Source organism: Acidovorax sp. Q11, assembly GCF_054950075.1.
In genome coordinates, this window is sequence record NZ_JBUDZG010000010.1 from 50,416 (window position 1) to 76,527 (window position 26,112).

Below are 26,112 nucleotides of genomic sequence, written 5' to 3' on the forward strand. Positions count from 1 at the left end.
CTCAGGTCTTTGTGCCGGGCAGGGCAATGGCGGCCAGCGGCAGCTCGATGGTCACTTGTGCCCCGCCCTCGGGCAGGTTGCGTGCCGCCACGCTGCCGCCCAGCGTGCGGGCCACGTTGAGCACCAGGTACAGGCCCAGCCCGTGGCCGGGGCGGTTCTTGGTGGACTGGTACGGGGTTCCCAGTTTGGCCAGCATGTCGGGTGCAAAACCAGGGCCCCGGTCCGTCACGGTGATGTTCAGCACATCGGCATTGCGCGTGACGGCCAGCCGCACCCAGTCGGGCGAGGCGTCACGGGCATTGTCCAGCACGTTGAAAACCATCTGCTGCAGTGTGGTGTCCGACACCATGGGCGTGTCGGCGCCGAACTGGTTGTCGTATTCGAACGTGGGCATCGACCGCGTGCTGCGCCACTCGCGCGCCAACGCATCGACAAAGGTGCACACGGTGGTCTGCACCGACTCCTCGCCACGCGCTTCGCCCGCCGACAGCAGGATGCCGCTCACGATGCTCTTGCAGCGCTGCACCTGGGCTTGCATCTCGCGGATGTCCTCTTGCAGCGGGGTGTTGTCTGCCAGGCGCTTGTCGTGTTGCCAGTCGCCCAGGATCACGGCCAGGGTGGACAGCGGCGTGCCCAGTTCGTGCGCCGCGCCCGAGGCCAGCAGCCCCATGCGCACGATGTGTTCTTCTTCCACGCGGCGGCGGCGTGCAGCCGCCAGTCGCGCGTCGCGCTCGCGCAGGTTCAGGTTGATGCGGGTGATGAACACGACCACCAGCGTGGCGTTGAGCACAAAACACACGAGCAGGCCGAGCACATACAGGCTGGAGAGCCCCTGGTGCAGGTCCTGCGGCAGCTCCAGCGGCAGGTGGTGCGTGGCCAGCACCCCAAAGCACAACAGCGTGATGACGACGATGGACCAGATGTAGGCCCCGCGCAGCAGCACGGCGCCGATGGTGATCTGCAGCAGGTACAGGAACACAAACGGGTTGGTGGTGCCGCCGCTCAGGTACAGCTGCACGGTGAGCACGGCCACGTCGATCAGCAGGGCCAGGAAAAGCTCGACGGTGCGCACAGTGACCCCCGTGCGCAGACGCAGCAGGCTCACCACGTTGAACATGGCCAGGCAGCCCACCACCAGCAGCATCTCGCGCAGGGGCAGGGCCAGGTTCAGGCTGTAGTGCGCCATCTCGATGGTGAACACCTGGCCCACCACGGCAATCCAGCGCAGCTCGATCAACTGCTGCAGGTTCTTGATGCCCGCTGCTGCATCGGCCGCACGCGGGCTGCGCTGCTGTTGCTGCTGCGGCGGCGTGGCGGCGGGTTCTGCGCGCGGGGCGGTGGTCATGGGTGGCGGCTGGCGGGCTGTTGTGCGTTGCTGCGTGCATCGCGCAGGCGGCGCTCGTAGCGTGCCACATACCAGCCTGCGCCCGCAACCATGAGCGCCAGGCCATACCAGGTCAGTGCGTAGACCAGGTGGCTGTTGGAGAAGCGGACCACCGTCATGCCCGCGCGGGGCCAGCGGGTGTCGGTGGCCGAGTTACCCGGTGCTGGAGGCAACCCCGCATCGATGAAGAACGGGGCGGCCTGGGGCAGCTGCAGCGCGCGGCCCATGGCAGCGATGTCGCGCGAGTACCAGCGCTGCTCGGCCGGGGCATTGGCGCGCAGGAATCCGCCGTCCGGCTCGCTCATGCGCAGCAGGCCCTGAATGGTTGCTGTGGTGGGAGCGGAGGCGGGCAGGGGTGTGGCCAGCCACTGGGCGCGCTGCTCCTGCGGCACAAAACCCCGGTTCACCACTACCTGGGTGCCATCGGCCAGCTGCAGGGGCGTCATCACCCAGAAGCCCGAGCCCAGCTCGGTCAGGGCCTGGGTGAGCACGGTTTTCTCGGGCAGCCACAGGCCCTGCGCGGTGACGGGCAGGTATTCGTGGCTGGCTGCGCTCACCTGGGGCCATTCCGGGCTGAGGGGCAGGGCCACGGGGGCAGCATGCACACGCTGCTCCACGCGCTCTATCAGTGCAAGCTTCCAGGCGCGGCGCTGCACCTGCCAGGTGCCCAGCGCGATGAAGCCCAAAAACAAGGCGATGCCCACGACCGCGAGCACCGCCTGGCGAAGCCGCCGGGCCTGGGGGGCCGGGGCTGTGGGGTGGGACGGCATCAGGGCGTCGAGTGGCCCGGCGCCTCGTGCGTCGGTGGTGTGGGGGTGGGGTGTTCGGGCATCATGTTCGCGTTCATGTGGAACATCACCCACAGCGTGCCGGCGATGGCGATGGCCACAAACACCACCGTGAAGATGGTGGACAGCATGGTCCAGCCGCCTTCGACCTTGCCGTTCATGTGCAGGAAATACACCATGTGCACGAGGATCTGCACCACGGCAAATGCGCCCAGCACCAGCACGGCGGTATTGCGGTCGGCAATCACCTTGGCCATGACCAGCCAGAAGGGGATGGCGGTGAGGATGACCGACAGCACAAAACCGATCGTGTAGTCGCGCAGGCTGCTGTGGGGGCCCACGTCACCATGGTGGTCGCCATGGTCATCGTGGTGGTCATGTCCGGCATGTGCCGTGTGTTGTGCGGCGCTCATTTACAGCACTCCCATCAGGTAGACAAAGGTAAAGACGCCAATCCAGACCACGTCCAGAAAGTGCCAGAACATGGACAGGCACATCAGGCGGCGTTTGTTTTCGTGGATCAGGCCGTGTTTGCCGATCTGCACCATCAGCACCACCAGCCAGATCAGGCCAAAGGTCACGTGCAGGCCGTGGGTGCCCACCAGCGTGAAGAAGGCCGACAGGAAGGCGCTGCGCTGGGGCGTGGCACCCTGGTGGATCAGGTGGGCAAACTCATAGAGTTCGAGGCTCAGGAAGCACAGACCGAAGAAACCCGTCACGGCCAGCCACACCAGCGTGCCCTTTACGTCGTTCTGCTGCTTGCGCAGCATGGCAAAGCCGAAGGTGATGGACGACAGCAGCAGGAAGGCCGTGTTGATGGCCACCAGCGTCAGGTCGAACAGCTGCGCGCCTGTGGGGCCCGCCGCATAGCTGCGGCCCAGCACACCATAGGTGGCAAACAGGGCGGCGAAGATGAGGCAGTCGCTCATCAGGTAGAGCCAGAAACCCAGGGCCGTGCCGTTCTCGGGGTGCGGCTCGTGTGCGGGGTGGTATTGGCGCAGCGGCAGGGCTGCGCTCGCGGCGCCTGCCGCGCCAGGGGTGTAACGGATATCAGACATGGCTGGCGCGCAGTTGTTGGGTGCGGAGGTTTTCCGTCTCTGTCACTTCAGAGGCGGGAATGTAGAAGTCGCGCTTGTAGTTGAAGGTGTGGATGATGGACGCCAGGACCACGCCGACGAACGACACACCGGCCAGCAGCCACATGTGCCAGATCAGTGCAAAACCCAGCACCAGCGACAGCGCCGAGATCACCGCACCCGAGCCGGTGTTGGCGGGCATGTGGATGGGCGCAAAACCGTTCAGCGGGCGCTGGTAGCCGTGTTTCTTCATGTCCCACCAGGCATCGATCTCATGCACCACGGGCGTGAAGGCGAAGTTGTAGTTCGGCGGGGGCGAGGAGGTGGCCCACTCCAGCGTGCGTGCGTCCCAGGGGTCGCCCGTGTGGTCGCGCAGCTGGTCGCGCTTGAGGTAGCTCACCACGATCTGGATCAGGAAGCAGGCGATGCCCGCAGCAATCATCGCGGCGCCGATGGCGGCGATCACGAACCAGATCTGCAGCGACGGGTCTTCAAAATGGTTGGCACGGCGCGTGACACCCATCAGGCCCAGCACATACAGCGGACCGAACGCCACCCAGAAGCCCACCACCCACAGCCAGAAGGAGCGCACGCCCCAGGTGCGGTCGAGCTTGTAGCCGAAGGCCTTGGGATACCAGTAGTTGATGCCCGCGAACAGGCCAAACAGCACGCCGCCGATGATCACGTTGTGGAAGTGGGCGATCAGGAACAGGCTGTTGTGCAGCACGAAGTCGGCCGGGGGCACGGCCAGCAGCACGCCGGTCATGCCCCCGATGGCGAACGTCACCATGAAGGCCACGGTCCACATCATGGGCAGCTCGAAACGGATGCGGCCCTTGTACATCGTGAACAGCCAGTTGAAGATCTTCGCGCCCGTGGGGATCGAGATGATCATCGTCGTGATGCCAAAGAACGTGTTCACGCTGGCGCCGGAGCCCATGGTGAAGAAGTGGTGCAGCCACACCAGGTACGACAGGATGGTGATCACCACCGTGGCGTACACCATGGAGGTGTAGCCGAACAGGCGCTTGCGGCAGAACGTGGCGACCACTTCGGAGAAGATGCCGAAGCAGGGCAGGATCAGGATGTAGACCTCGGGGTGGCCCCAGATCCAGATCAGGTTCACGTACAGCATGGGGTTGCCGCCCAGGTCGTTCGTGAAGAAGTTGGTGCCCGCGTAGCGGTCCAGCGACATCAGCACCAGGGCAGCGGTCAGCACGGGGAAGGATGCCACGATGAGCGCGTTGGTGCACAGGGCCGTCCAGGTGAAGACGGGCATGCGCATCAGGTTCATGCCGGGCGCACGCATCTTGATGATGGTGACGATCAGGTTTATGCCCGACAGCGTCGTGCCCACCCCCGCTATCTGCAGCGCCCAGATGTAGTAGTCCAGCCCCACGCCCGGGTTCTGGGCCCCCAGGTTCGACAGCGCCAGCCAGCCAGCGGTGGAGAACTCGCCCAAGAACAGCGACACCATCACCAGCACGGCGCCGGCGGTGGTCATCCAGAAGCTGAAGTTGTTGAGGAACGGGAACGACACGTCGCGCGCGCCGATCTGCAGTGGCACGAGGTAGTTCATCAGGCCCGTGACCAGTGGCATCGCCACGAAGAAGATCATGATCACGCCGTGGGCCGTGAAGATCTGGTCGTAGTGGTGTGGCGGCAGGTAGCCCATGTTGTCGCCAAAGGCCATGGCCTGTTGCAGGCGCATCATCACGGCGTCGGCAAAGCCGCGCAGCAGCATCACCAGGCCCAGGATCATGTACATGATGCCGATGCGCTTGTGGTCGATGCTGCAGATCCAGTCACGCCAGAGCGGGCCCCAGAGCTTGAATTTGGTGATGGCGGCCATCACGGCCAGGCCACCCAGCATGGTGGCGATGAAGGTCCACAGCACGATGGGCTCGTGCGCCATCGGTATGGAATCCCAGGTGATTCGGCCCAGGGCCCAATGCGGTTCGGTTACAACGGGTGAGGTGGACATGTTCGTCAGTCTCTTATGCGCGGATCATTGGCGGGAGAGGGTGCGGTCGTAGACCGTGGCGTGGCGCGCTTCGAGGGCAGCTACCACCTGGGCGGCGTTGTCCACGGTGCAGACGTCCTGGGGCAGGTTCAGGCCCTGGGCCTTCATGAAGGCCTCGCCGCCGCGCTCGTCGATGGACATCATGTGGTGCATGCACATCTTGCCGTCCTCGACACAGCGGTTCAGCACCTTGTCGTACAGGCCGTTTTCCACGCTGGCAAAGCGTTGCACGGGGTCGCGCTCGCTGGGCTTGACCAGGTCCAGGTAGGCCTGGCGCGTCAGGGGCTTGCCTTCGGACTTGTTCCGGGCCACCCACTGCTCGAAGTCGACCTGGCTCAGGCCATGGAACTTGAACGTCATGCCCGAGAAGCCCGAGCCGCTGTAGTGCGAGGACATGCCCTTGTACACGCCGGGCTGGTTGATCACGGCGTTCAGTTCGGTCTGCATGCCGGGCATCGCGTAGATCATGCCGGCCAGATCGGGCACGTAGAAAGCGTTCATGGTGGACGTGGCCGTCAGCTTGAACAGAATGGGGCGGTCTACCGGCGCGGCCAGTTCATTCACCGTGGCAATGCCCAGTTCGGGGTAGAAGAACAGCCACTTCCAGTCCATGGCCACCACCTGCACCTCCAGCGGCGTGGACTGCGCATCCAGCGACTTGGTGGCCGAGATGCGGTCCAGCGGGCGGTAGGGGTCGAGTTTGTGGGTGCCGATCCAGGTCAGCGCACCCAGGGCGATGATGATCAGGAGGGGCACCGTCCAGATCACCAGCTCCAGCGAGGTGGAGTGGTGCCAGTCGGGGTCGTAGTCGTCTTCGGTGTTGGCGGTGTTGTTCTGGCGGTACTTCCAGGCAAACCACAGGGTCAGGGCAATCACCGGCACGATGATGATCAGCATCAGCAGCGTGGCCTGGATGACCATGTGGCCTTGCTGCGCAGCGATGTCGCCAGCGGGGTTGAGGACGACCGCCTTGCTGCAGCCAGCCAGGCTGCCTAGGGCAGCGATGGCGGCCAGCCAGGTGGGCACGCGGGAGAGGGATAGTTTGGGCATGTGGAAGCGCAATCGGGGCGTTTAATTACGGGTAAACGCGGATAACGAAGTGCCGCTGAATGTAATAGCCCTAGCGAATTTGTACATTGGACATTTTGTCCAAGGTCAACGAGGCTTGCCCCAATTTGGTGCGTCGAGGGGCGTTGTCCCGCAGTCAGATCAGTAAAACCGCACTTGTGGGCGGTTCGACTTGCGTGTAGAACGGAGTTGTCTGATTCACACAACGATAAGGAGCCTTGTTCATGAGCAGCCCCGCCTCTGCCACCTACCCTGCGGCCGGTTTTCAAGAAAGCCCCGCCTCTCTCTCGCGGGCTGATACGCATGAAGACGTCACCCCCAGCGAAATCGCTGTGGGCGTGATCATTGGACGTTCGTCCGAGTACTTCGACTTCTTCGTTTTCGGGATCGCCTGTGTTCTCGTCTTCCCGTCCTTTCTGTTCCCCTTCCTGTCGCGCCTGGACGGCACGCTGATGGGCTTTGCGCTGCTGGCGGTCGCTTTTGTCGTGCGCCCGGTGGGCACGGCCATCTCCATGGCCATCCAGCGGCGCTGGGGCCGGGGCACCAAGCTGACCGTTGCGCTCTTCCTGCTGGGCGTGTGCACGGTGGGCATGGCGTTTTTGCCCGGCTACAAGGACGTGGGCCTGACGGCCGTGGTGGCGCTGCTGATCTTGCGCGTTGGCCAGGGGCTGGCGCTCGGCGGTTCGTGGGACGGCTTGCCATCGCTGCTGGCCATGTCGGCCCCCAAGGAACGCCGGGGCTGGTACGCCATGATCGGCCAGCTGGGCGCCCCGCTCGGGTTTGTGCTGGCGGCGGGCCTGTTTGCCTACCTGTACAGCAGCTTGTCTGTGCAAGAGTTCCTGGCCTGGGGCTGGCGTTATCCCTTCTTTGTGGCCTTTGCCGTGAACGTGGTGGCCCTGTTTGCGCGCTTGCGCCTGGTGGTGGGGCAGTCGTACTCTGAGCTGCTCAAGGACCGGGAACTGCAGCCCGTGCCCGTGAGCCGCGTCATGCGCGATGAAGGCAGCAACGTGCTGTTGGGCGCGTTTGCGGCGCTGGCCAGCTTTGCACTGTTTCACCTGGTCACCGTGTTCCCGCTGTCGTGGATCACGCTGTACTCCGAGCAGCCCGTCACCCAGATCCTGGGCGTACAGATCGTGGGCGCCTTCCTCGCTGCGGGCGCCATCATGGTGTCGGGCTGGCTGTCGGACCACCTGGGCCGCCGCAAGCTGCTGGGCGGCATGGCGGTGCTGATTGGCGTGTTCAGCTTCATGGCGCCCGTGCTGCTCAACTCCGGCGAAGTGGGCAGCACCATGTTCCTGCTGCTGGGTTTCGTGCTGCTGGGCCTGTCATATGGCCAGGCCTCCGGCACCGTGACGGCCAATTTCTCGCCCCAGTACCGCTACACCGGCGCGGCTCTGTCGGCCGACCTGGCCTGGATCATCGGTGCGGCCTTTGCGCCCCTGGTGGCCCTGTACCTGTCGGCCCAGTTCGGCCTGCTGGCCGTGACTGTGTACCTGCTGTCCGGCGTGGCCTGCACACTGGGCGCGCTGAACCTGAACCGCCGCATGGAGCGGCGGGATCGGTAAATGCCTAGGGGAATGGGTTCAGGTAATTTGCTATTTAATTGATAGCTGCCTGGGCTTGTCCATCAGGCGGTAGAGGCCAAAAAGGCAAAAAAATGCCCGGTTAGATGCCGGGCATTTTTGTTTTCGGGCCTCAGTCCTGCGGGCTGAATCCAATAATCAAAGAGGCTGGAGGAGCCCGTCCACCGACGTCTCGCGGCAAGGTTTCCGTTTTGTCTAGTGCGCGCAGCACTGCATCATCCCAGGCCTTGTTACCACTTGGCCGCACGAGACGTTTGCCTACGATGGTCCCATCGGGCGACAGCCGCACCTCTACCTCAGCGCGTGGGTTGCCCGTGATCATGTCTGGGTACACGATATTGGGTTTCACTTTGGCGGACACCATGCCTCCGTACGCCCCCGACGGACCCGCGCTGCGCTGGGCTGTACCTGTGGCGTTTTCGGCTCCAGTGGCACCTACCATGCCCTGGATGCGGCGCATGTTGTCTTCGCGCATCTTGGCCAACTGCTTTTCTTCCGCTTCTGCCTTCCGCTTGGCGGCTTCATCCGCCTTGCGTTTGTCTTCGGCCAGTTTTTTCTGCTTGTCCTGCTCGGCCAGTTGCTTTTCGCGCTGTTCCTTGTCTTTTTCCTTTTGCAGGCGCTCTTTTTTCTCCTGCTCCAGGCGGTCGCGGCGTTCTTCTTCCTTGCGCTCGCGTTCGCGCTTCTCGCGTTCCTGCTGCTGTTCGCGGGCTTTCTTTTCCTGCTCCAGGCGCTTCTTCTCGCGTTCGATGGCGATATCGGCCTCGCGCGTGTCGGGCGGCTGCACGGCGCGCACGGGCGGCGGTGGAGGCGGGGGCGGAACAACCGGTTCTGGCGTGGGGGGCGGTGGTGGGGGCGCCGGGGGCTCCACCGCACGCGCTGCGGCCTGGGTGGGCACGGCGGCCCACAGCTCGGCCTCTACGGCGGGCTGGTCGGCCGTGTTCTTCCAGTTCACGCCCCAGGTGAGTGCGCCAATCAGCACCGCATGCACCAGCACCGCCAGCGTGATGGCGCGCAGGCGCGCCGGAGGGCGGGGTGGGGCAAACTGGTCGCGGTCGGTATGGGCTTGCATTAGATCCGTGAGGCGGTTTTTTTAACTACCTTGCTTAACTTCGAGTGCAACCCGATCTACTCCGGCTTTCTTCAGCACACCGAGGGTCTTCATCACCGTTTCGTACGATAGATCTTTGTCGGCGCTAAGCAACACGCCTGTATCTTTGTCTTTGCCCTGCGCTTGCTGCCACCGGAGTGCGGCTTGACCAACTTCTGTTGACCTCAGCGTGACAGTTGCCTCTCGTGTTTTCAGTTGAATCGAACCATCTTTGTTGAGAACTACGCGGGCGATGTTCGCTGGCGGTTTTTGCGAGATGCCTGCACTTGGCATGTTGATGGCGCCCGGCGTGAGCATGGGCGCCGTCACCATAAAGATGATGAGCAGCACCAGCATGACGTCGATGAACGGGACCATGTTGATCTCGTTGATGGTGCGGCGGCCTCGGCCGCGGGATGCCATGGCGGGCATGGGGTGCCTCCCGGATCAGTGGCCCGAGGCCGTGTGGCCCGAGGACGCGGGCTGCGCGCCCAGGTTGCGCTGCAGGATGTTGGAGAACTCCTCGATGAAGGTCTCCTGGTGCGTGGCCACGCGGTCGATGTCGCGTGCAAAGCGGTTGTAGGCGATCACGGCCGGGATGGCGGCGAACAGGCCGATGGCGGTGGCCACCAGCGCTTCGGCAATGCCGGGCGCCACGGTGGCCAGCGTGACCTGTTCCATGCCTGCAAAGCCGGTGAAGGCGTGCATGATGCCCCACACGGTGCCGAACAGGCCCACATACGGCGATACGGAGCCGACGGATGCCAGGAAGGACAGGCTGGATTCGACGACATCCATCTCACGCTGGAAGCTCGCGCGCATGGCACGGCGTGCGCCGTCGAGCAGGGTTCCCGGGTCCACGATGCGGCGCTCGCGCAGCTTTTGGTACTCGCGCATGCCACTGGCAAAAATCCGTTCCATGGGGCCGGCCTGCTTGGCGTTTTGCGCGGCGGCGGCATACAGGTCGTTCAGGCTGGTGCCTGACCAGAACTCGCGCTCGAAGTCCTCGTTCAGGGTCTTCACGCGTTTGAGCGAAAACAGCTTGCGGAAGATGGCCGCCCAGCTGGCCACCGACACGCCCAGCAGCAGCAGCATCACGAGTTGCACCACCCAGCTGGCGTGCAGCACCAGGGAGATGATGGACATGTTTTGGGAATTCATGGTGTGAGTTGTTCCAGAAGGGTGCTGGGGATTCTTGCGGGGCGCATCGTGGCGGCATCGACCCATCCGATGCGGATGGTGGCTTCGGACAGCAAGGTGGGGGGCTGGTCGGTCATCTGCTCTGGTTTCAGGAGCGCCTGCTGCAGTATTGTCAACGATGCCCGGCCTGCGTCCTGCAGGGCGGCGGTAACAATGAGTTCATCGTCCAGCCGCGCCGGGCGGTGGTAGCGCAGCTGCGCATCGGTTACGACAAACATGCCGCCGGTTTGTTCCCGCAAGCGTTGCTGGCCTATGCCCAGCGAGCGCAGCCATTCGGTGCGCGCGCGCTCGAAGAACTTGAGGTAGTTGGCGTAGAACACGATGCCACCGGCATCGGTGTCCTCCCAGTAGATGCGGATCGGGAACTCGAACGCCATTTGTTCAGCCGAGCAGCGTGCGCAACCGCGCCACGGACTCTTCCAGCTGTGCCATCGAGTTGGCAGTGGAGAAACGGATGAAGCGCTCGGGCTCGGCCGTGCCAAAGTCGCGGCCTGGTGTGACGGCGATGTGGGCGCGGCGCATGACCTCGAACGCAAAGTCCCAGCTGCCGTTCACACCAAGCTGTTGCGCGGCCTGTGTGCAGTCGGCCCAGGCGTAAAAGGCGCCGTCGGGCATCACCGGCACCGTGAGGCCCAGCGACTGCAGGGCGGGTATGAAGAAGTCGCGCCGCGCCTTGAACTCGGCGCGGCGGCGTTCGTATTCGGCAATGCTCTCGGCCTCGAAGCAGGCCAGCGCTGCATGCTGCGACACGGTGCTGGCGCAGATGAACAGGTTTTGCGCCAGGCGTTCCACCACGGGCACCATGGCCTCGGGCACTACCATCCAGCCCAGGCGCCAGCCGGTCATGTTGAAGTATTTGCTGAAGCTGTTGATGCTGATGATGTTGTCGTCGATGGCCAAGGCCGTGTGGCCGAATTCTTCTTCGTACGACAGGCCCAGGTAGATCTCGTCGATCATCGTGATGCCGTCATGCGCGCGGACCACTTCGTGGATTCGGCGCAGCTCACCGGGCGCGATGGAAGTGCCGGTGGGGTTGGACGGCGATGCGAGCAGCACACCCCGCGTCTTGTCCGTCCAGGCCGCACGCACCTTGTCGGCGCTCAGCTGGTAGCGTTCTGCGGCCGTGGTGGGCAGCAGCACGGCCTTGCCCTCGGCGGCGCTCACAAAGTGGCGGTTGCAGGGGTAGCTGGGGTCGGGCATCAGGATCTCGTCGCCCGACTCGATAAGTGCCAGGCACGCCAGCTGCAGCGCGGCCGAAGCACCGGCAGTGACCACGATGCGGCGTGCAGGCACGTTGACGCCAAAGCGGCTCTGGTACCAGCCGCTGATGCGCTCGCGCAGCGCATCCAGCCCCAGCGCGTTGGTGTATTGCGTGGCGCCGCTGTGCACGGCGCGCGCGGCAGCCTCCTGCACCAAGGGCGGCGCGGTGAAGTCCGGCTCGCCGATGTTCAGGAAGATCATCGGCTCGCGCGTGCCAGCCACCTCGCGTGCCAGGGCCTGCGCGGCCTTGGCCACTTCCATCACATAGAACGGTTCAATGCGCTCGGCGCGCGTGGAAAACTTCATGGCAAAGGCATCCTGCCCAGACCGGGCGTGGGGGCGTGGAGGGAGAAAACAGTGGAGCGGCCCCGACCGCACCGATGGGGCCGGTGCGGGGTCAGGCGGCGCCCGCGCCAGCGGCCTTGTCGGCCGCCACTTCCACGGCGCGCAGCTTCGGTGCCAGGCCGTTGAGCACTGCGTTCACGTACTTGTGGCCATCGGTGCCGCCGAACTCCTTGGCGAGTTCGATGCACTCGTTGAGCACCACACGCCATGGCACGTCCAGGCAGTGCTGGAACTCGTACACGCCGATCCACATCGTGGCGTGCTCAATCGGCGAGATCTCGGCCATCTTGCGGTCCAGCAGCGGGGTGATGAGTTGGTCCATCTCGACTGCTGTGGCAATGCAGCCATGCAGCAGCGCGTCGTAGTGGGCAGAGTCGGCCTTGTGAAAGCCCGCCAGGTCGCGCGTAAAGGCATCGATGGCATGGGCGTCGTTGCCCCCCACCAAATGCTGGTACAGGGCCTGCAGCGCGAACTCGCGCGCGCGGCTGCGGTTGGACTTGGAGGCCGCCTTGCGCGTGCCTGTGCTCTTGAGGCCGGTGCGGGCCTGCTTGGGAGGGCGGGGCGAAGAGGGTGTAGTGGGGGTGTTTTCGCTCATGACAGCTCGTCCAGCAGGTTGGCCATTTCCACTGCCACGCGGGCCGCATCGGTGCCCTTCTCGGTCTGGCGGGCAATCGCCTGTTCGAGGTTCTCGGTGGTGATGATGGCGTTGGCAATCGGGATCTGGTAGTCCAGCGACAGGCGGGTGACGCCCGCGCCGGATTCGTTGGCCACCAGTTCGAAGTGGTAGGTCTCGCCACGGATGATGCAGCCCAGCGCGATCAGCGCGTCGAACTCATCGCTTTCGGCCATGGCCTGCAGGGCCACGGGCACTTCGAGTGCGCCGGGCACCTGCACATGCTTGATGTGCTTCTCTTGCACGCCCAGGGCCAGCAGCTCTGCGCGGCAGGCGGTGGCCAGGGTGTTGGTGATGCTTTCATTGAAGCGGGCCTGCACGATGCCGATGTGCAGCTTCTTGCCGTCCAATTTGTCTGCGGTGCCTTTGTCTGCGCCAAACATAGTCGTAGTCCTGTTCTTTTATTCTTTGGGGATGAAACCGGTGATTTCGAGGCCGTAGCCCGCCATGCTGGGCATGCGGCGCGGCTGGCCCATGAGGGCCATCTTGTGCACGCCACATTCGCGCAGGATCTGCGCGCCCACGCCGTAGGTGCGCAGGTCCATGCGGCCGCGCTCGGGGGCCTGCGCCGCGCGGGCCGTGCCTTCGAACTGGGCCAGCAGCTGTGCGGCGGTTTCGCCGCAGTTGAGCAGCACCGCCACGCCCTTGCCTTGTTTGGCCAGGTACTGCAGGCTGGTGTCCAGCCCCCACGAGTGCATGGAGCGGTTGATTTCGAGCGCGTCGAACACCGACAGCGGCTCGTGCACGCGCACAGGCACCACGTCGTCAGTGCTCCACTGGCCCTTGACCAGCGCCAGGTGCACGGCCTGGCTGGGCTTGTCGCGGAAGGCGTGGGCGGTGAACTCGCCGTAGGCGGTCTGCAGCGTGCGCGTGCCGACCTTTTCCACCAGCGACTCGTTGCGGCTGCGGTATTCGATCAGGTCGGCGATGGTGCCGATCTTGAGGCCATGCTCTGCCGCAAACAGCTGCAGATCAGGCAGGCGGGCCATGGTGCCGTCGTCCTTCATGATCTCGCAGATCACCGATGCAGGGCTGCAGCCCGCCATGGCGGCCAGGTCGCAGCCGGCTTCGGTATGGCCTGCGCGCATCAGCACGCCGCCGTCCACTGCCTGCAGGGGGAAGATGTGGCCGGGCTGGACCAGGTCGGTGGGCTTGGAGTTGCGGTCCACCGCCACCTGCACGGTGCGGGCACGGTCGGCTGCCGAGATGCCGGTGGTCACGCCCTCGGCCGCCTCGATGGAGACCGTGAAGGCCGTGCTGTACACCGTGCCGTTGCGCGCGGCCATGGGCGGCAGCTTGAGGAACTCGCAGCGCTCGCGCGAGAGCGTCAGGCAGATCAGGCCCCGGCCGAAGCGGGCCATGAAGTTGATGGCCTCGGGCGTGACATGGTCGGCGGCCAGGACGAGGTCGCCTTCGTTTTCGCGGTCTTCTTCATCCACTAGGATGACGATGCGCCCGGCGCGCATCTCGGCCACGATGTCCTCGACGGGCGAGATCGGCACGGGGGTGAGGGGGGTGTTCATGGAAGGTTGGGGCTTTCTGTGGGAGCCTCTGGCGGCTTGCCAGCTGGCGGTGTGCTGCAGCACAGGTTCCCGTGGCCGGGGGCAGCTGCTGTGCCCCCAAGAAACCGCCCCAAAGAACATGCGATGCGGCGCTGCCGCACGTCAAAGGAGCTGGGGAGCCTCTACATGAATCATCGCACCGCGTGCATCTGCGGTCTCGGGCGGTCTGCTGCGTTGCAAATGCTCGCAATAGCCCCGCTATTGCTGTGCTTTGCGCCTTGCAACCCATCCCGATCCGCAGCGCACACGCCGCGTCATTCATGCAGAGGCTCCCTTGCCCCCGAAGCCCTGGATTTTAGTGCACCGGGGCCCGTTCCGTCTCTGAACGAGGTAGTGTCTGACGAAGATCAGATGGCGCTGCCCTGCAGCACCACGTCTGACGCCGGATAGGCCACGCAGGGCAACACGCAGCCTTCTTCCTTTTCTTCGGCCGTGAGGCCCGGCCATTCGATGGCGTAGCGCACTGTGCCCTCGACCAGGTGGCCCAGGCAGGTGCGGCAGGTGCCGTTGCGGCAGGAGCTGGGCCAGTCGATGCCGCCTTGTTCCATTGACAGCAGCAGGGGCTGCTCGGGCCAGGCGTCGCATTGCAGGCCGTCGGGTTCGACCTTGGCGATGAAGAAGGGGGCGGTGGTTGGTGTGTTCATGGTGCGTGTTTCGTCAAGGTTGGCGGGCGGCGTGGGTCCACACCAGCAGCAGGTTGTTGGCGGGCATGGCATGCCGCGCGGCCAGTTGCAGGCCAGCCTGTGCGGCCACATCCATCACGTCTTCAATGCGGCGGATGCCCCAGGCGGCGTCCTGCGCGCGCAGGCTGGCGTCAAAGGCCAGATTGCCCGGGGCCGTAGGCACGCCGTCTTCCAGGTAGGGGCCGTAGGTCACCAGGTGGCCATCTGCTGCCAGGTGGCGGGCCGCGCCGTGCATGAGTCCGGCGCAGCAGGCCCAGGGCGCGATGTGCAGCATGTTGGCGCAGTAGATCAGGTCGAACGGGGTGCCAAAGGCCGGGCCTTCGGCGGGCCAGGGGTTTTGTTGCACATCAAGCCGCAGCGGGGCGCGCACGTTGTGCGCCTGCGCCTGGGCGGCCCAGCCCGTGATGGAGCCAAAGTGGGTGGCTTGCAGGTCGGTGGGTTGCCAGGTCCAGCCGGGCAGGGCGGCGGCAAAGTGGGCGGCGTGTTGGCCGGTGCCACTGGCGATCTCCAGTGCCGCCCCCGCTGGCGGGAGCAGGCCCAGCAGCTGCGCCAGGATGGGCCCCTGGTTGCGTTCTGCGGCGGGGCTGTGCTGGAGGAGGGCGTTGGACATGAGTGTTTTTGGCTGTTTGCGCGCGTCTATCAAGCGCTGATAGCTATCAAATAAGGAGCGTTTGTGGGCGTGCCGGTGTGCAATGTACCGCAGATGCCTTGTCCGGCGGGGTGCCTGTTTTTTAAGCGGCGCAAGGATATTCCTTGCAAATCAAGCACTTAACCTTGTCATACAAGGCTTGTTCACAGTTATCCACAAGATTGTCCAGTGTCGGGCGGGATAACCGGGGTGCCGCAGGGCTTGGCTGTGGGTAGCTTGCCCGGGGCTGGACGATGCCTGTTGGCTGCCTGTTTTTTGATCAATGCAAGGATATTCTTTGTAAATCAATCGCTTAGCTGTGTCATACAGGGCTTGTCCAAAGTTATCCACATGATTGTCCAGTGCGGAAAGGGATAACCGCTGCTGGCTTTTGGAGGGTTGCCTAAAAAATGTGCAATGCAGGGCTTACCCTTACAAATCAAGCACTTGGAGTTGTCATACAGGACTTGCCAAAACTTATCCACATGATTGTCCAGCGGCAGCAGGGATAACCCACAGGCGGTGGTTCAGGCCGTGACCTTGACGTCTTTCCAGAACGCCACGCGGCCCCGGATTTCTTCGGCCTCGGGCTTGGGGTCAGGGTAGAACCAGGCGGCCTCGGGGTGCATTTCGCCGTTGATCAGCAGCGACAGGTAGCTGGCCTGGCCTTTCCAGGCGCACATGGTCTTGTGGTTGCTGAAGGTGAAGAACTCACGCTTGAGGGCGCTTTCGGGGAAGTAGTGGTTGCCTTCGACCACCACGGTGTCATCACTTTCGGCGATGACGACGCCGTTCCAGGTTGCTTTCATGGGGTTTCTTTTCCTTTTCTTCAGGGCTTGTTTGCGGGGAAGATACCTTACCCGATTGGTTTTTGGGGGGGGCTTGGTTGGTTGCTTGCTCGTGTTGAGGGTGGAGGCCGGGTCTCGGCCCGGCGGCCGAGGTACTTGTTCTTTGCTTCGCCAAAGAAAAGTACCCAAAAGAAAGGTGACCCCCAGTCTGCGACCCCTTCGCTGTGCGAAGGGGCAAACCTGCGACGGGGCGGTTGCGGGGTGCGCCGTGGAACTCGCTTTGCGCTGCGCGCGCCGCTCGGACAACCACGGCGAGTCAGATCCCGAAGCATGGGCGCTTCGACGCCCATGCCACCCCGCAACCGCCCCGCCGCAGGCGCAGCCAGCAGGGGGTTGGGCAGCCGAACATCCAACAGCCGGACACCCCCACAGGCCTTTGCTTCGCTCGGCCCCATCTCGCGAGCGCAAGCGCCAAGCGCAGCGATGGCCCGAATGGATGTCCGATCCCGGTGGGTTCCCTTCTGTATGCGCCTGGCGCGCGCAGGGCGCGGGGTGGCACGCGCGTCGGAGCGCGCGTGCTTCGTGAACTGACTCACCGCAGTTGTCCGAGCGGAGCGCCGCAGGCGCGCAGCGAGTTCTGCGGTGCACCCCGTGACCGAGCACCCCAGGTTGCCCCGCAGCGCAGCGAAGGGGTCGTAGACAGCAGGGTCGCCCTTTCTTTGGTGACTTTCTTTCGGCGACGCGAAAGAAAGTTACTGCGCCGCCGGGCGCACACCCCGGCCTCCGTCTTCGGCAAAGGCATGCCGTCCCAATCAGCCCAACACTCGCAAAGCAAAAAAATCAGCAAGCTCCCCTCAGTCACCTGCGCAACCCCCTCCACCCCCCATCTCGCTTAAAGTCCCACGCGCAGCGTGCCCTCCCGGCACCCAGCCCCGTCTTTGCACAACACAACCAACTAACCAACCAACAACAGGAGAAACTCACATGGGTATCGACTTCCAAGGCCGCGTGGCCATCGTCACAGGCGCCGGTGGGGGCCTGGGCCGCCAGCATGCACTGGCGCTGGCCGCACGCGGCGCCAAGTTGCTGGTCAATGACCTGGGCGGCGCGGTGGACGGCAGCGGCGCCACGGTGGGCGCGGCGCAGGCCGTGGTCGATGAGATCCGTGCGGCGGGCGGCGAGGCGCTGGCCAATGGCGCGTCCGTCACAGACTTTGCGGCCGTGGAAGCCATGGTGCAGCAGGCCATCGATGCCTGGGGCCGCGTGGACATCCTGGTCAACAACGCTGGCATCCTGCGCGACAAATCGTTTGCCAAGATGGACATGGCCGACTTCAACCTTGTTGTCCAGGTGCACCTGATGGGCGCGGCCCACTGCTGCAAGGCCGTGTGGCCGCACATGGTGGCGCAGCAGTACGGCCGCATCGTGATGACGACCTCGTCCACGGGCCTGTACGGCAACTTCGGCCAAAGCAACTATGGCGCGGCCAAGTTGGCGCAGGTGGGGCTGATGCAGACACTGTCCATCGAGGGTGCAAAGAACAACATTCATGTGAACGCCCTGGCCCCCACGGCCGCCACCCGCATGACCGAAGGCCTCATGCCGCAGGAGGTGCTCGATGCCTTGAAGCCCGAAGCCGTGGTGCCCGCCATGCTGGTGCTGGCGCACGAAAGCGCGCCCAACCGCACCATCCTGTGTGCGGGCGCGGGCACGTTCGAGGCTGCCCACATCACCCTCACGCAGGGCATCCACCTGGGGATCGGCGCCGATGTGCCCGAGCAGCTGGCGGCCCGCCTGGCCGAGGTGACCGAGCGTGCGGGCGAGCAAGTACCACAAAGCGGCGCGGCCCAAGGAACCAACGAAGTAGGAAAGGCCTTGGCTGCAAGGGCTTGATTTCCCCTGAGGCGGGCCAGCGCTCAACGTGCTAAGTTCCGGGCCGACAGAAGTTAGATCGGTATAAACATATGAGCAAACTGCACGAGAGACTGGCCGCCTACCCGGCGGACGCCCTGGGGGGGATTCGCCGCGGCATTGAAAAGGAAGGCCTTCGGGTGCTGCCCACGGGCGGCCTGGCGCTTACGCCCCACCCGCTGGCGCTGGGCTCGGCGCTCACGCACCCGCTGATCACCACCGATTACAGCGAGTCCCAGCTCGAACTCATCACCGGCGCCCACAAGGGCGTGCTGGCCTGCCTGGATGAGCTGACCGAGGTGCACCAGTTCGTGCACCACACTCTCAAGGACAGCGGCGGCGAGCTGCTCTGGGCCTCCAGCATGCCCTGCGGGCTGCCCACGGACGAGACGATCCCGATTGGCCGCTACGGCAGCTCCAACGTGGGCCGCGCCAAAAGTGTGTACCGCATGGGCCTGGGCCACCGCTACGGGCGGCGCATGCAGACCATTTCGGGCATCCACTACAACTGGTCGCTGCCCGGCGTGACGAGCGAGCAGTATTTCTCGCTCATCCGCAACTTCCGCCGCCACGCGTTTGTGCTGCTGTACCTGTTTGGCGCCTCGCCCGCGCTGTGCCCCTGTTTTGTGGAAGGGCGCCAGCATGGCCTGCAGCAGATGCAAGGCGGCAGCGCGCTGTACCTGCCCCACGCCACCTCGCTGCGCATGGGCCGCCTGGGCTACCAGAGCGATGCCCAGGCCACGCTGGCCGTGAGCTACAACGGCCTCACGGGCTACGCCAACTCGCTGCACGAGGCGCTGACCAAACCCTACCCGGCCTACGAAACCGTGGGTGTGCGCAACCCCGGCGGCGACTACAACCAGCTGGGCACCAGCCTGCTGCAGATCGAGAACGAGTTCTACGGCACCATCCGCCCCAAGCGCACCGTGCGCACGGGTGAGCGCCCGCTGCACGCGCTGCGCGAGCGCGGGGTGGAATACGTCGAGGTGCGCCTGATGGACCTGGACCCCTTCGTGCCCGTGGGCATCACGGCGTCCACCATGCGCCTGCTGGATGTGTTTTTGCTGCACTGCCTGCTGTCCGACAGCCCTCCGGACACGCCCGAGGAAATCGCCGAGCTCAAGCAGAACCAGCACCTCACCGCCGAGCGCGGCCGCGAAAGTGGCCTGCACCTCACGCGCAATGGCCAGAGCGTGCTGCTGACCGACTGGGGCCGTGAGGTGCTGACCGCCTGCGAACCCCTGGCCGCCGCGCTGGACGCCACCCACGGCACCGACGACTACAGCGCCGCGCTGCGTGACGCCCGCGCGCTCATGGCCGCGCCCGAGCGGACGCCCTCGGCCCGCGTGCTCGACCACATCACGCAGCAGCACCACCACAGCTTCGAGTCCTTTGCGCGCCAGCAGTCCATGGCCGCGCGCGACGCGTTGCTGGGCCTGCCCTGGTCAGACGCGCAACAGGCGCGCTACGTGGCCATGGCCGCAGAGTCCATCGCTGCGCAGAAGGCCATCGAGGCGGCGGACACGCTGCCGTTTGAGGAATGGCGCGAGCAATATATGGCGGTGAAGGAGCTGGGCTGACGCAAGAAGCTGCAGGCGTCCATTTCTGCAGGCGCTCTACAGATGCATCGGTAGATGCATCTGTAGATGCCAATTGCTATTGATTTGATAGCTTAAACCGCTTGTCCATCGGGCGGTAACGGCCTGTTGGGCTTGAGTTTTTAGCCTGACAGCTGCAGCAAAGCCTCCTGGCGCCAATATTCCGCAGCGTCCAGGAACCCCTCCCACACACAGCCATTGCAGCCCCGGCCGCAGCAGGTGGTGGGCTCGGGCGGTGGTGCCCGCAGCGTGATGCCGAGTTCTTCGGCATGTTGCTGCAAGGCGGAAAACATGGCCTGGGCCGAGGCACCGTCCACAGCGCGGGCCGGGGCGGTGAAGCGGTCTGCTGCCACAGCCTGCGTCACGGCTGGCGGCGCCCGGCCTGGGCGCGGCGCACGCCGTACAGCACCCCAAAAGCAATGCCCAGCACCAGCGCAAACCAGCCCACCAGCGTGGCCTGCGCCATCAGCTCGCGCACGCTGTCCGAGCGGGCGACATACGGCGCCAGCAGGATGACTAGGCCAATCAGGGCGCAGGTCACGCCCTTGAAGAGCAGCTCCTTGTCGGCCTTGCGGGCGGCGGCGTTGCGGGGTTTGTCGGTGGGTGCAGGCATGGCAGAAAAAGCGCTGTGGCGGGTGGCGGCAAAGAGCGCGATTATCCTTGCCACCCTCTGACAGTCTTAAAAACACAAGAAAGTACCCCGCATCATGGCCATCCAGTGGTTCCCCGGTCACATGCACCTGACCAAGAAAGCCATCACCGAACGCATCAAGGACATTGATGTGGTGATCGAGGTGCTGGACGCGCGCCTGCCCGGCTCCAGCGCCAACCCACTGCTGGCCGAGATCACGGGCCACAAGCCCACGCTCAAGGTGCTCAACAAGCAGGATGTGGCCGACCCCGAGCGCACGGCCCTGTGGGTGGACTGGTACAACGCCCAGAGCGACACACGCGCCGTGCCGCTCGATGCGTCCGACGCCGCGCCTGCGCGCAAGCTCATCGACGCCTGCCACCTGCTGTCGCCCAACCGGGGCGGCATGGCCAAGCCCATGCGCGTGCTGATCTGCGGCGTGCCCAACGTGGGCAAGTCCACGCTGATCAACACGCTCAGCAACAAGCGCCAGGCCAAGACGGGCGACGAGGCCGGCATCACCAAGCTGGAGCAGCGCATCACGCTGGCCGATGACTTCTACCTGTGGGATACGCCCGGCATGCTGTGGCCGCGCATCATCGTGCCCGAAAGTGGCTACAACCTGGCCGCCAGCGGCGCCGTGGGTCGCAATGCCTACGACGAGGAACTGGTGGCGCTGGAGCTGCTGCGCCGCCTGCAGCAGAATTACGCCCCGTTGTTGGAGGCGCGCTACAAGCTGGGCCTGCCCGCCGGGGCCATGGCAACCATGCAGGACGACGAACTGCTGGAAGCCATTGGCCGAAAACGCGGTGCCATGCTGGGCGGTGGCCGGGTCAACCTGCAGAAGACGGCCGAGATCGTGATGACGGACTTCCGCTCGGCCATTCTGGGCGGCATCACGCTGGAGACGCCCGCCGAATTTGAAGCTTGGCGCGCTGCGGGCCTGGCCGAAGATGCCAAGCGCCAGGCCAAGAAAGACGCCCGCGCCAAGGCCAAGGGCAAGGGCTCGGGCGTGCGGGAACCGGCCCCGGGCAGCGAAGACAGCGCAGACTGACCCGTCCCCGAGGGGGCCGGGGCAAGGCGTGCCACCGCAGGCATTTTGCTGGTAGGCGTTTGCGAGAGCTGCGGTTAGGATGGGTTCCTCCCCTCCACCTCCCGTTGCCATGGCCGAAGCTTCTGCTGTTCCGTTGCCTGACTACGAAGATGCCATCACGCGCAACCTGGTGCGGGTCGCAGGCTGGGCCGTGATGCTGCTGGCGGGCTCCATCGGCGTGCTGCTGATGTTCGACGAACCCATGGCGCCAGTGCGGGTGGGGCTGAATTTTGTGGCGTCCATGGTGGGGGCTGCAGCGCTGTGGCTCGCAAGCCGCCAGCGCTGGACGCTGGCCACCCATTTGCTGGTGTGGGGCGTGTGGGTGTCGGTGTCGCTGGTGGCGGCACGCAATGGCGGCGTCAACGGCCCCAACCTTCTCACCTACCCCGTGATCGTTGTGCTGGCGGGCTGGCTGCTGGGCGCGCGTGCCACGATTGCGCTGGTGGGGCTCACGGCACTGCTGTTTCTGGGGTTCATTTGGGCCGACATTCTGGGCATGTTCAAGCCGGTGCAGGTGGCCAACCGCATGGCCGGGGCGGTGTACCTGGCGGGCATCCTGGCGCTGACTGCGGCGGCCACGCTGCTTTCGCGCCGCAGCTACATGAGCCGTGTGCGTGAGGCACAGCAGACCGCCGCGAACCTCGCGGCCAGCGAGGCCTCGCTGCGCAAGCTGCTGCGGGCCGTGGAGCAGAGCCCCGAGGCCATCGTCATCACCGACCTGCGGGAAGACATCGAGTACGTGAACGACGCCTTCGTGCGCCGCACGGGCTACGAGCGCGAAGAAGTCGTGGGCCGCGCGTCCTCCGAGTATTCAAGCAACGGCCTTGCACCCGCGCAGCGCGAGGGCCTGCGTACCACCCTGGCGCGGGGCGACAGCTGGGCGGGCGAGCAGGTCAACTACCGCAAGGACGGGCAGGCGCTGATCGAGTCGGTGGTGGTGGCCCCCATCCGCCAGCCCGATGGCCGCGTGAGCCACTATGTGGAACTCAAGCAGGACATCACCGAGCGCAAGCGCGCGGCCGACGAAATCCACCGCCTGGCGCATTTCGACAACCTCACAGGCCTGCCCAACCGCTCCACGCTGATGGAGTGGCTGCAGACCCTGCACGGCCGCGTGGGCCGCTCGCCCTCCATGCAGCACGCGCTGCTGCTGCTGGACCTGGACCGCTTCACCACCTTCAATGACGCGCGCGGCAGCGAGATGGGCGACCGCCTGCTGTGCGCCGTGGCCCTGCGCCTGTCCGAGATCCTGCCCGCCCAGAGCCTGCTGGTGCGGGTGGCGGGCGACGAATTTGCCGTGGTGCTGCACGGCCTGGGGGTGGATGTCTCCCTGGCCAGCCGCCATGCGCTGGCCTTTGCCGCCAAGCTGCAGGCCACCCTGCTGCACCCCCTGCGCCTGGAGGGCGATGCGCAGGACGCCCAGCTGGGCGCCAGCGTGGGCATCACCCTGTACCCACAAAGCGCGGGTGACAGCGCGCACGACGCCCTGCGGCGTGCCGGCATGGCCCTGCACCGGGTCAAGCAGGCAGGTGGCGGGCGGGCCGCGTTTTTTGAGCAGGGCATGGGCGAAGCGGCAGAGCAGCGCTTTCGGCTGGAGCGCGAGCTGCGCCACGCGATTGGCGCGGGCGAGCTGCGTTTGCACCTGCAGTCGCAGGTCAACGTGGAGGGCCGGCTGACCGGGGCCGAGGTGCTGGTGCGCTGGCAGCACCCGCGCGACGGCCTGGTGCCGCCGGGTGTATTCATCCCCATCGCCGAGGAGTCCGACCTCATCGTGAGCCTGGGCGAGTGGGTGCTGACCCATGCCTGCGGGCTGCTGGCACAGCCCGCGTTCCGCGAGCGGCGGCTGCGGCTGTCGGTCAACCTCAGCGCGCGCCAGTTTCGGCAGGCGGGCTTTGTGCCGCAGGTGCGTGCGCTGCTGGCCTCCAGCGGGGCCGACCCCCGGCTGCTGACGCTGGAGGTGACCGAAGGGCTGGTGATCGAAGACTTTGACGACACCGTGGCCAAGATGCGCGAGCTGGCCGTGCTGGGCGTGGACATTTCGCTCGACGACTTCGGCACGGGCTATTCATCGCTGGCCTACCTCAAGCGCCTGCCGATCCAGGAGATCAAGATCGACCGCTCGTTTGTGCACGAGGCGCCCACCAACGCCGACGACGGCGTGCTGGTGGAAGGCATCCTGTCGGTGGCGCGCCACTTTGGCCTGCGTGTGGTGGCCGAAGGGGTTGAGACCCAGGCGCAGGCCGACTTCCTGAGCCAGCGCGCGCCAGAGATCGTGTACCAGGGCTACCTCTTCGGCCGGCCCGAGCCCGACACGCAGTGGCTGGCCCGCCTGGTGCCTGCCGAGGCGCTGCGGTAAGGGGCGTTGGGGGCGGGTCGGGGGGGGGCTGATCGCAGAAATACAAGCAAAAAAGGCCGTCTGCGCGCGCTGATAAAGGAATTTTTGCTACTCAATTGGTAGCAATCAACCATGGGCGCGGCGCCCCTGCCGGGCTACTTGTTCTTGTCCTTGCCCTTGGGCATCACGCTGGTGATGGGCGGCATGGGGCGGTCAGAGCCGCTGTGTTCCTTGGGGGGCGATGTGTCCTTCTTGGGCTTCTTCGCCATCTTGTTGCTGCGTTGTTCACCTTTGGCCATGGGATTTCCTTGAAAAGTCTCGGGATGGGACCGTGCTGCATGGTACGGCACAAACCGGCGTGTTTCGTGTGCTTTGGGCCTGCGCCGGGCGCGACACCGCCCGCGCCAATCCGTGACGTTTTGCGCGAAAGGCCCGGGCAGCGGGCCCGGGGTGCGCGCACGCAGGGTGGTGTGCGGCCGGGGCCTCTCCTATCATGGCGTCGCCAACTGGCACCCACGCAGTCAACCGGAGAGCGTTCATGATCAAGACACTGTTTCGCCAATGGGGCGCATCGCTGTGCCTCGGCTTCCTGGCCCTGGCCAGCCAGGCACCGGCCGCAGCGCAAGACCTGCCCGGCGCCAAGGACCACCCGGCCGTGAAGCGCTTTGGCGGCAGCACCATCGTGGGCTACGAGGTGCGTAACTTCGACGCTGTGGAGTTCCAGACCTCCACCTTCAAGGAGTTCGACCTGCAGGCCCACAAGCGCCGCTATGCGCAGCCCCCGCTGGCGCTCGAAGGCAAACTCACTCGCCTGTGGTACGAGGCGCCGGGCGCCACGCGGTCGCTGGAGCTGTTCCGCAACTACGCCAACGACCTCGCTGCTGGCGGCTTCACCGCGCTCTACGACTCCACCCGCGACAGCGCTGCAGGCAGCTACACCAACTTCCTGGCCAACTTCAGCAGCGGCCAGCGCGACAACATCAAGAACAACCGCAGCGAATACGTGATGTATGCCGCCGACGCCAGCACCGTGCGCACCGGCACCTTCCAGAAGGGCAACACCACCGTGCGCCTAGTCTCCATCGACTGGCCCAAGGAAGACGCCACCTACAAGTCCAAACAAGGCGCCTACATCGCCGTGGACATCCTGGAGACCAAGGCCATGGAGCAGAACATGGTGGTGGTCAGTGCGTCCGACATCAGCAAGTCCATCACCGCCAACGGCAAGGTCGCCATCTACGGCATCCTGTTCGACACCGGCAAGGCCGACGTGAAGCCCGAGTCCAAGCCCTCGCTGGAGCAGATCGCCGCCTTCCTCAAGGCCGAGCCCACCGTCAAACTGCACGTGGTGGGCCACACCGACAGCGTAGGCAGCTTCGACAGCAACCTGGCCCTGTCCAAGCGCCGCGCCGATGCGGTGGCTGCGGCGCTGGCCAAGGATTACGGCATTGCTGGGGGGCGCTTGGTGGGCAATGGGGTGGCGTCGCTCGCGCCCGTGGCGAGTAACAGCAGTGATGAAGGCCGGGCGAAGAATCGGCGGGTGGAGTTGGTGCCGCAGTAGGGGCGCTGGCATTACTCGGTGGGGGGCTCCTATGGCAACAACGACGCAGGGTGCTTCAATGTAGAAATGAGCAGCGGACAGCACACTGGCGAAAGCAGATCAATGGGACTTTCGTGTTGATTGCCAACGGAGATTGCATTCACAAGACCTCAAATTTAGCTGCTGAGAGCGCGTACGCTTTCAGTTCAGGGTCGATGTTGGGGCGCTCAGCGAGGAAGCACTGAATTGCCATATCTGTCTCAGGATGATGCAAGTGGCCGAGTCCGTGAAGCGCTGCCCCCTGGCAATGCTCCTGCGGTAGTTTCAGGATCCGGACCAGAGTTTCGAACATCACATCTTGCATGGCCATATCCTCTCCGCCATTGGCGCGAAGGCGGATACCGCAGTGCCAGTCATATGCCAGCGAGTCCCACCACATGTCCGATGAATTTTCAAGCGGCTCCTTTGCGAACAGACGTGCATACAGTTCGTACATTGAGCGGACGCAGCTTTCGCGCATCTCGAACGACAGTCTGGTGTTCCAAATGAGATGTGCGACAGAGCAATCTATGTTGCAGCTGGGTATGGCCCAAAAGGCCTGCTCGAGTTGGGGCACCGTGTAGCGGTTAAGCAGGAATTCGGGCTCTGAAAAGAGCCTTATGTAGAAGGCTAATGTCTTTTGAGGAGTGAACTTCACGTCAGCGTCCCAGTACCACGGACGCGAGGCAGGGTTGGCATTCTCCACATACGGGGTGACCTCGCGGTCGAACATGAATTCGACAAATTCGTCGAATGTGGCCGACCTGATGTCGTAGTGCTGAGGCATGTTCTAGGCAGTCAAATTGAATGTACTTCG

General features: G+C 64.8%; 27 protein-coding genes. 6 read left to right on the top strand and 21 right to left on the bottom strand.

Translation table 11 applies throughout. The features are described from left to right. Nucleotide 1: 1 nt before the first annotated feature. Genes ACYZGB_RS10575 through cyoA form a run of 6 tightly spaced genes read right to left on the bottom strand, consistent with a single transcriptional unit; the run spans nucleotide 2 to nucleotide 6,321 of the window. Nucleotides 2-1,345, bottom strand: coding sequence for an ATP-binding protein (locus ACYZGB_RS10575; RefSeq protein WP_462388170.1), 1,344 nt, complete (start codon nucleotides 1,343-1,345; stop codon nucleotides 2-4). After that, complete coding sequence (locus ACYZGB_RS10580) at nucleotides 1,342-2,154, bottom strand: SURF1 family protein (protein WP_462388171.1); 813 nt, start codon at nucleotides 2,152-2,154, stop codon at nucleotides 1,342-1,344. The genes ACYZGB_RS10575 and ACYZGB_RS10580 overlap by 4 nt, the downstream gene beginning before the upstream one ends. Continuing rightward, nucleotides 2,154-2,585 carry a cytochrome o ubiquinol oxidase subunit IV gene (cyoD, locus tag ACYZGB_RS10585; RefSeq protein WP_291507349.1) on the bottom strand — a complete coding sequence of 144 codons (432 nt, stop codon included), beginning with the start codon at nucleotides 2,583-2,585 and terminating at the stop codon, nucleotides 2,154-2,156. Before cyoD ends, ACYZGB_RS10580 begins: the two co-directional genes overlap by 1 nt. Further along, entirely contained in the window at nucleotides 2,586-3,230 is a 645-nt protein-coding gene (cyoC, locus tag ACYZGB_RS10590; protein ID WP_462388172.1) for a cytochrome o ubiquinol oxidase subunit III, read from the bottom strand. It abuts the gene before it with no gap. Beyond that, nucleotides 3,223-5,232: a cytochrome o ubiquinol oxidase subunit I gene (cyoB, locus tag ACYZGB_RS10595; protein ID WP_462388173.1), complete on the bottom strand. Its 2,010-nt coding sequence runs from the start codon at nucleotides 5,230-5,232 to the stop codon at nucleotides 3,223-3,225. The genes cyoC and cyoB overlap by 8 nt, the downstream gene beginning before the upstream one ends. 24 nt (nucleotides 5,233-5,256) lie before the next feature. Then, nucleotides 5,257-6,321 (bottom strand): ubiquinol oxidase subunit II, encoded by a 1,065-nt coding sequence (gene cyoA / locus ACYZGB_RS10600; RefSeq protein ID WP_462388174.1) that lies wholly within the window; start codon nucleotides 6,319-6,321, stop codon nucleotides 5,257-5,259. 242 nt (nucleotides 6,322-6,563) lie between these two features. On the opposite strand from cyoA, the gene ACYZGB_RS10605 reads away from it, so the two are divergent. After that, nucleotides 6,564-7,904: an MFS transporter gene (locus ACYZGB_RS10605; protein ID WP_137749560.1), complete on the top strand. Its 1,341-nt coding sequence runs from the start codon at nucleotides 6,564-6,566 to the stop codon at nucleotides 7,902-7,904. Between the two features lie 130 nt (nucleotides 7,905-8,034). On the opposite strand, the gene tolA is transcribed toward ACYZGB_RS10605, so the two are convergent. The 11 genes from tolA to ACYZGB_RS10660 form a co-directional block, all read right to left on the bottom strand. Then, nucleotides 8,035-8,991 carry a cell envelope integrity protein TolA gene (tolA, locus tag ACYZGB_RS10610; RefSeq protein ID WP_462388175.1) on the bottom strand — a complete coding sequence of 319 codons (957 nt, stop codon included), beginning with the start codon at nucleotides 8,989-8,991 and terminating at the stop codon, nucleotides 8,035-8,037. Nucleotides 8,992-9,012: 21 nt separating this feature from the next. Continuing rightward, a complete protein-coding gene (locus ACYZGB_RS10615; RefSeq protein WP_462388176.1) occupies nucleotides 9,013-9,441 on the bottom strand; it encodes a biopolymer transporter ExbD in 429 nt (142 codons plus the stop codon). A 15-nt stretch (nucleotides 9,442-9,456) separates the two neighbouring features. Beyond that, complete coding sequence (gene tolQ / locus ACYZGB_RS10620; protein ID WP_462388177.1) at nucleotides 9,457-10,170, bottom strand: protein TolQ; 714 nt, start codon at nucleotides 10,168-10,170, stop codon at nucleotides 9,457-9,459. Then, entirely contained in the window at nucleotides 10,167-10,586 is a 420-nt protein-coding gene (gene ybgC, locus ACYZGB_RS10625; protein ID WP_462388178.1) for a tol-pal system-associated acyl-CoA thioesterase, read from the bottom strand. The genes tolQ and ybgC overlap by 4 nt, the downstream gene beginning before the upstream one ends. A gap of 4 nt (nucleotides 10,587-10,590) precedes the next feature. Continuing rightward, complete coding sequence (locus tag ACYZGB_RS10630) at nucleotides 10,591-11,775, bottom strand: pyridoxal phosphate-dependent aminotransferase (RefSeq protein WP_462388179.1); 1,185 nt, start codon at nucleotides 11,773-11,775, stop codon at nucleotides 10,591-10,593. Nucleotides 11,776-11,866: 91 nt separating this feature from the next. Beyond that, a complete protein-coding gene (nusB, locus tag ACYZGB_RS10635) occupies nucleotides 11,867-12,409 on the bottom strand; it encodes a transcription antitermination factor NusB (RefSeq protein WP_462388180.1) in 543 nt (180 codons plus the stop codon). Then, nucleotides 12,406-12,870 (bottom strand): 6,7-dimethyl-8-ribityllumazine synthase, encoded by a 465-nt coding sequence (gene ribH / locus ACYZGB_RS10640; protein WP_462388181.1) that lies wholly within the window; start codon nucleotides 12,868-12,870, stop codon nucleotides 12,406-12,408. Before ribH ends, nusB begins: the two co-directional genes overlap by 4 nt. An 18-nt stretch (nucleotides 12,871-12,888) precedes the next feature. Next, a complete protein-coding gene (gene ribBA / locus ACYZGB_RS10645; protein ID WP_462388182.1) occupies nucleotides 12,889-14,010 on the bottom strand; it encodes a bifunctional 3,4-dihydroxy-2-butanone-4-phosphate synthase/GTP cyclohydrolase II in 1,122 nt (373 codons plus the stop codon). Nucleotides 14,011-14,396: 386 nt separating this feature from the next. After that, nucleotides 14,397-14,693, bottom strand: coding sequence for a 2Fe-2S iron-sulfur cluster-binding protein (locus ACYZGB_RS10650; RefSeq protein ID WP_421561150.1), 297 nt, complete (start codon nucleotides 14,691-14,693; stop codon nucleotides 14,397-14,399). A 13-nt stretch (nucleotides 14,694-14,706) separates the two neighbouring features. Next, complete coding sequence (locus ACYZGB_RS10655) at nucleotides 14,707-15,342, bottom strand: DUF938 domain-containing protein (RefSeq protein ID WP_462388183.1); 636 nt, start codon at nucleotides 15,340-15,342, stop codon at nucleotides 14,707-14,709. A 545-nt stretch (nucleotides 15,343-15,887) separates the two neighbouring features. Beyond that, complete coding sequence (locus ACYZGB_RS10660; protein ID WP_462388184.1) at nucleotides 15,888-16,169, bottom strand: DUF427 domain-containing protein; 282 nt, start codon at nucleotides 16,167-16,169, stop codon at nucleotides 15,888-15,890. A 963-nt stretch (nucleotides 16,170-17,132) separates the two neighbouring features. Here ACYZGB_RS10660 and ACYZGB_RS10665 point away from each other — a divergent pair. Both ACYZGB_RS10665 and gshA read left to right on the top strand, forming a co-directional pair. Continuing rightward, nucleotides 17,133-18,041 carry an SDR family NAD(P)-dependent oxidoreductase gene (locus ACYZGB_RS10665; RefSeq protein WP_462388185.1) on the top strand — a complete coding sequence of 303 codons (909 nt, stop codon included), beginning with the start codon at nucleotides 17,133-17,135 and terminating at the stop codon, nucleotides 18,039-18,041. A gap of 71 nt (nucleotides 18,042-18,112) precedes the next feature. Beyond that, entirely contained in the window at nucleotides 18,113-19,639 is a 1,527-nt protein-coding gene (gene gshA / locus ACYZGB_RS10670) for a glutamate--cysteine ligase (RefSeq protein WP_462388186.1), read from the top strand. 140 nt (nucleotides 19,640-19,779) lie between these two features. Here gshA and ACYZGB_RS10675 read toward each other — a convergent pair whose 3' ends face one another. Further along, on the bottom strand, nucleotides 19,780-19,950 hold the full coding sequence (locus ACYZGB_RS10675; RefSeq protein WP_462388254.1) for an oxidoreductase-like domain-containing protein: 171 nt from the start codon (nucleotides 19,948-19,950) through the stop codon (nucleotides 19,780-19,782). A gap of 68 nt (nucleotides 19,951-20,018) precedes the next feature. Then, the gene (locus tag ACYZGB_RS10680) at nucleotides 20,019-20,270 is read right to left on the bottom strand and encodes a hypothetical protein (protein WP_462388187.1); all 252 of its coding nucleotides are present in this window, start codon (nucleotides 20,268-20,270) and stop codon (nucleotides 20,019-20,021) included. Between the two features lie 94 nt (nucleotides 20,271-20,364). On the opposite strand from ACYZGB_RS10680, the gene ylqF reads away from it, so the two are divergent. Both ylqF and ACYZGB_RS10690 read left to right on the top strand, forming a co-directional pair. After that, nucleotides 20,365-21,342 (top strand): ribosome biogenesis GTPase YlqF, encoded by a 978-nt coding sequence (gene ylqF, locus ACYZGB_RS10685; protein ID WP_462388188.1) that lies wholly within the window; start codon nucleotides 20,365-20,367, stop codon nucleotides 21,340-21,342. 109 nt (nucleotides 21,343-21,451) lie between these two features. Then, nucleotides 21,452-23,737: a putative bifunctional diguanylate cyclase/phosphodiesterase gene (locus ACYZGB_RS10690; RefSeq protein ID WP_462388189.1), complete on the top strand. Its 2,286-nt coding sequence runs from the start codon at nucleotides 21,452-21,454 to the stop codon at nucleotides 23,735-23,737. Nucleotides 23,738-23,871: 134 nt separating this feature from the next. On the opposite strand, the gene ACYZGB_RS10695 is transcribed toward ACYZGB_RS10690, so the two are convergent. Then, the gene (locus ACYZGB_RS10695; protein WP_462388190.1) at nucleotides 23,872-24,015 is read right to left on the bottom strand and encodes a hypothetical protein; all 144 of its coding nucleotides are present in this window, start codon (nucleotides 24,013-24,015) and stop codon (nucleotides 23,872-23,874) included. A gap of 239 nt (nucleotides 24,016-24,254) precedes the next feature. On the opposite strand from ACYZGB_RS10695, the gene ACYZGB_RS10700 reads away from it, so the two are divergent. Then, complete coding sequence (locus ACYZGB_RS10700; RefSeq protein WP_462388191.1) at nucleotides 24,255-25,277, top strand: OmpA family protein; 1,023 nt, start codon at nucleotides 24,255-24,257, stop codon at nucleotides 25,275-25,277. Nucleotides 25,278-25,416: 139 nt separating this feature from the next. Here the strand turns inward: ACYZGB_RS10700 and ACYZGB_RS10705 are convergent, their stop codons facing one another. Next, a complete protein-coding gene (locus ACYZGB_RS10705) occupies nucleotides 25,417-26,082 on the bottom strand; it encodes a hypothetical protein (protein WP_462388192.1) in 666 nt (221 codons plus the stop codon). Nucleotides 26,083-26,112 lie beyond the last annotated feature (30 nt).

Coding starts and splice junctions, on each gene's coding strand:
- ACYZGB_RS10575 (WP_462388170.1), bottom strand. CDS start 1,345: ATGACCACCGCCCCGCGCGCAGAACCCGCCGCCACGCCGCCGCAGCAG.
- ACYZGB_RS10580 (WP_462388171.1), bottom strand. CDS start 2,154: ATGCCGTCCCACCCCACAGCCCCGGCCCCCCAGGCCCGGCGGCTTCGC.
- cyoD (WP_291507349.1), bottom strand. CDS start 2,585: ATGAGCGCCGCACAACACACGGCACATGCCGGACATGACCACCACGAT.
- cyoC (WP_462388172.1), bottom strand. CDS start 3,230: ATGTCTGATATCCGTTACACCCCTGGCGCGGCAGGCGCCGCGAGCGCA.
- cyoB (WP_462388173.1), bottom strand. CDS start 5,232: ATGTCCACCTCACCCGTTGTAACCGAACCGCATTGGGCCCTGGGCCGA.
- cyoA (WP_462388174.1), bottom strand. CDS start 6,321: ATGCCCAAACTATCCCTCTCCCGCGTGCCCACCTGGCTGGCCGCCATC.
- ACYZGB_RS10605 (WP_137749560.1), top strand. CDS start 6,564: ATGAGCAGCCCCGCCTCTGCCACCTACCCTGCGGCCGGTTTTCAAGAA.
- tolA (WP_462388175.1), bottom strand. CDS start 8,991: ATGCAAGCCCATACCGACCGCGACCAGTTTGCCCCACCCCGCCCTCCG.
- ACYZGB_RS10615 (WP_462388176.1), bottom strand. CDS start 9,441: ATGCCCGCCATGGCATCCCGCGGCCGAGGCCGCCGCACCATCAACGAG.
- tolQ (WP_462388177.1), bottom strand. CDS start 10,170: ATGAATTCCCAAAACATGTCCATCATCTCCCTGGTGCTGCACGCCAGC.
- ybgC (WP_462388178.1), bottom strand. CDS start 10,586: ATGGCGTTCGAGTTCCCGATCCGCATCTACTGGGAGGACACCGATGCC.
- ACYZGB_RS10630 (WP_462388179.1), bottom strand. CDS start 11,775: ATGAAGTTTTCCACGCGCGCCGAGCGCATTGAACCGTTCTATGTGATG.
- nusB (WP_462388180.1), bottom strand. CDS start 12,409: ATGAGCGAAAACACCCCCACTACACCCTCTTCGCCCCGCCCTCCCAAG.
- ribH (WP_462388181.1), bottom strand. CDS start 12,870: ATGTTTGGCGCAGACAAAGGCACCGCAGACAAATTGGACGGCAAGAAG.
- ribBA (WP_462388182.1), bottom strand. CDS start 14,010: ATGAACACCCCCCTCACCCCCGTGCCGATCTCGCCCGTCGAGGACATC.
- ACYZGB_RS10650 (WP_421561150.1), bottom strand. CDS start 14,693: ATGAACACACCAACCACCGCCCCCTTCTTCATCGCCAAGGTCGAACCC.
- ACYZGB_RS10655 (WP_462388183.1), bottom strand. CDS start 15,342: ATGTCCAACGCCCTCCTCCAGCACAGCCCCGCCGCAGAACGCAACCAG.
- ACYZGB_RS10660 (WP_462388184.1), bottom strand. CDS start 16,169: ATGAAAGCAACCTGGAACGGCGTCGTCATCGCCGAAAGTGATGACACC.
- ACYZGB_RS10665 (WP_462388185.1), top strand. CDS start 17,133: ATGGGTATCGACTTCCAAGGCCGCGTGGCCATCGTCACAGGCGCCGGT.
- gshA (WP_462388186.1), top strand. CDS start 18,113: ATGAGCAAACTGCACGAGAGACTGGCCGCCTACCCGGCGGACGCCCTG.
- ACYZGB_RS10675 (WP_462388254.1), bottom strand. CDS start 19,950: ATGTTTTCCGCCTTGCAGCAACATGCCGAAGAACTCGGCATCACGCTG.
- ACYZGB_RS10680 (WP_462388187.1), bottom strand. CDS start 20,270: ATGCCTGCACCCACCGACAAACCCCGCAACGCCGCCGCCCGCAAGGCC.
- ylqF (WP_462388188.1), top strand. CDS start 20,365: ATGGCCATCCAGTGGTTCCCCGGTCACATGCACCTGACCAAGAAAGCC.
- ACYZGB_RS10690 (WP_462388189.1), top strand. CDS start 21,452: ATGGCCGAAGCTTCTGCTGTTCCGTTGCCTGACTACGAAGATGCCATC.
- ACYZGB_RS10695 (WP_462388190.1), bottom strand. CDS start 24,015: ATGGCCAAAGGTGAACAACGCAGCAACAAGATGGCGAAGAAGCCCAAG.
- ACYZGB_RS10700 (WP_462388191.1), top strand. CDS start 24,255: ATGATCAAGACACTGTTTCGCCAATGGGGCGCATCGCTGTGCCTCGGC.
- ACYZGB_RS10705 (WP_462388192.1), bottom strand. CDS start 26,082: ATGCCTCAGCACTACGACATCAGGTCGGCCACATTCGACGAATTTGTC.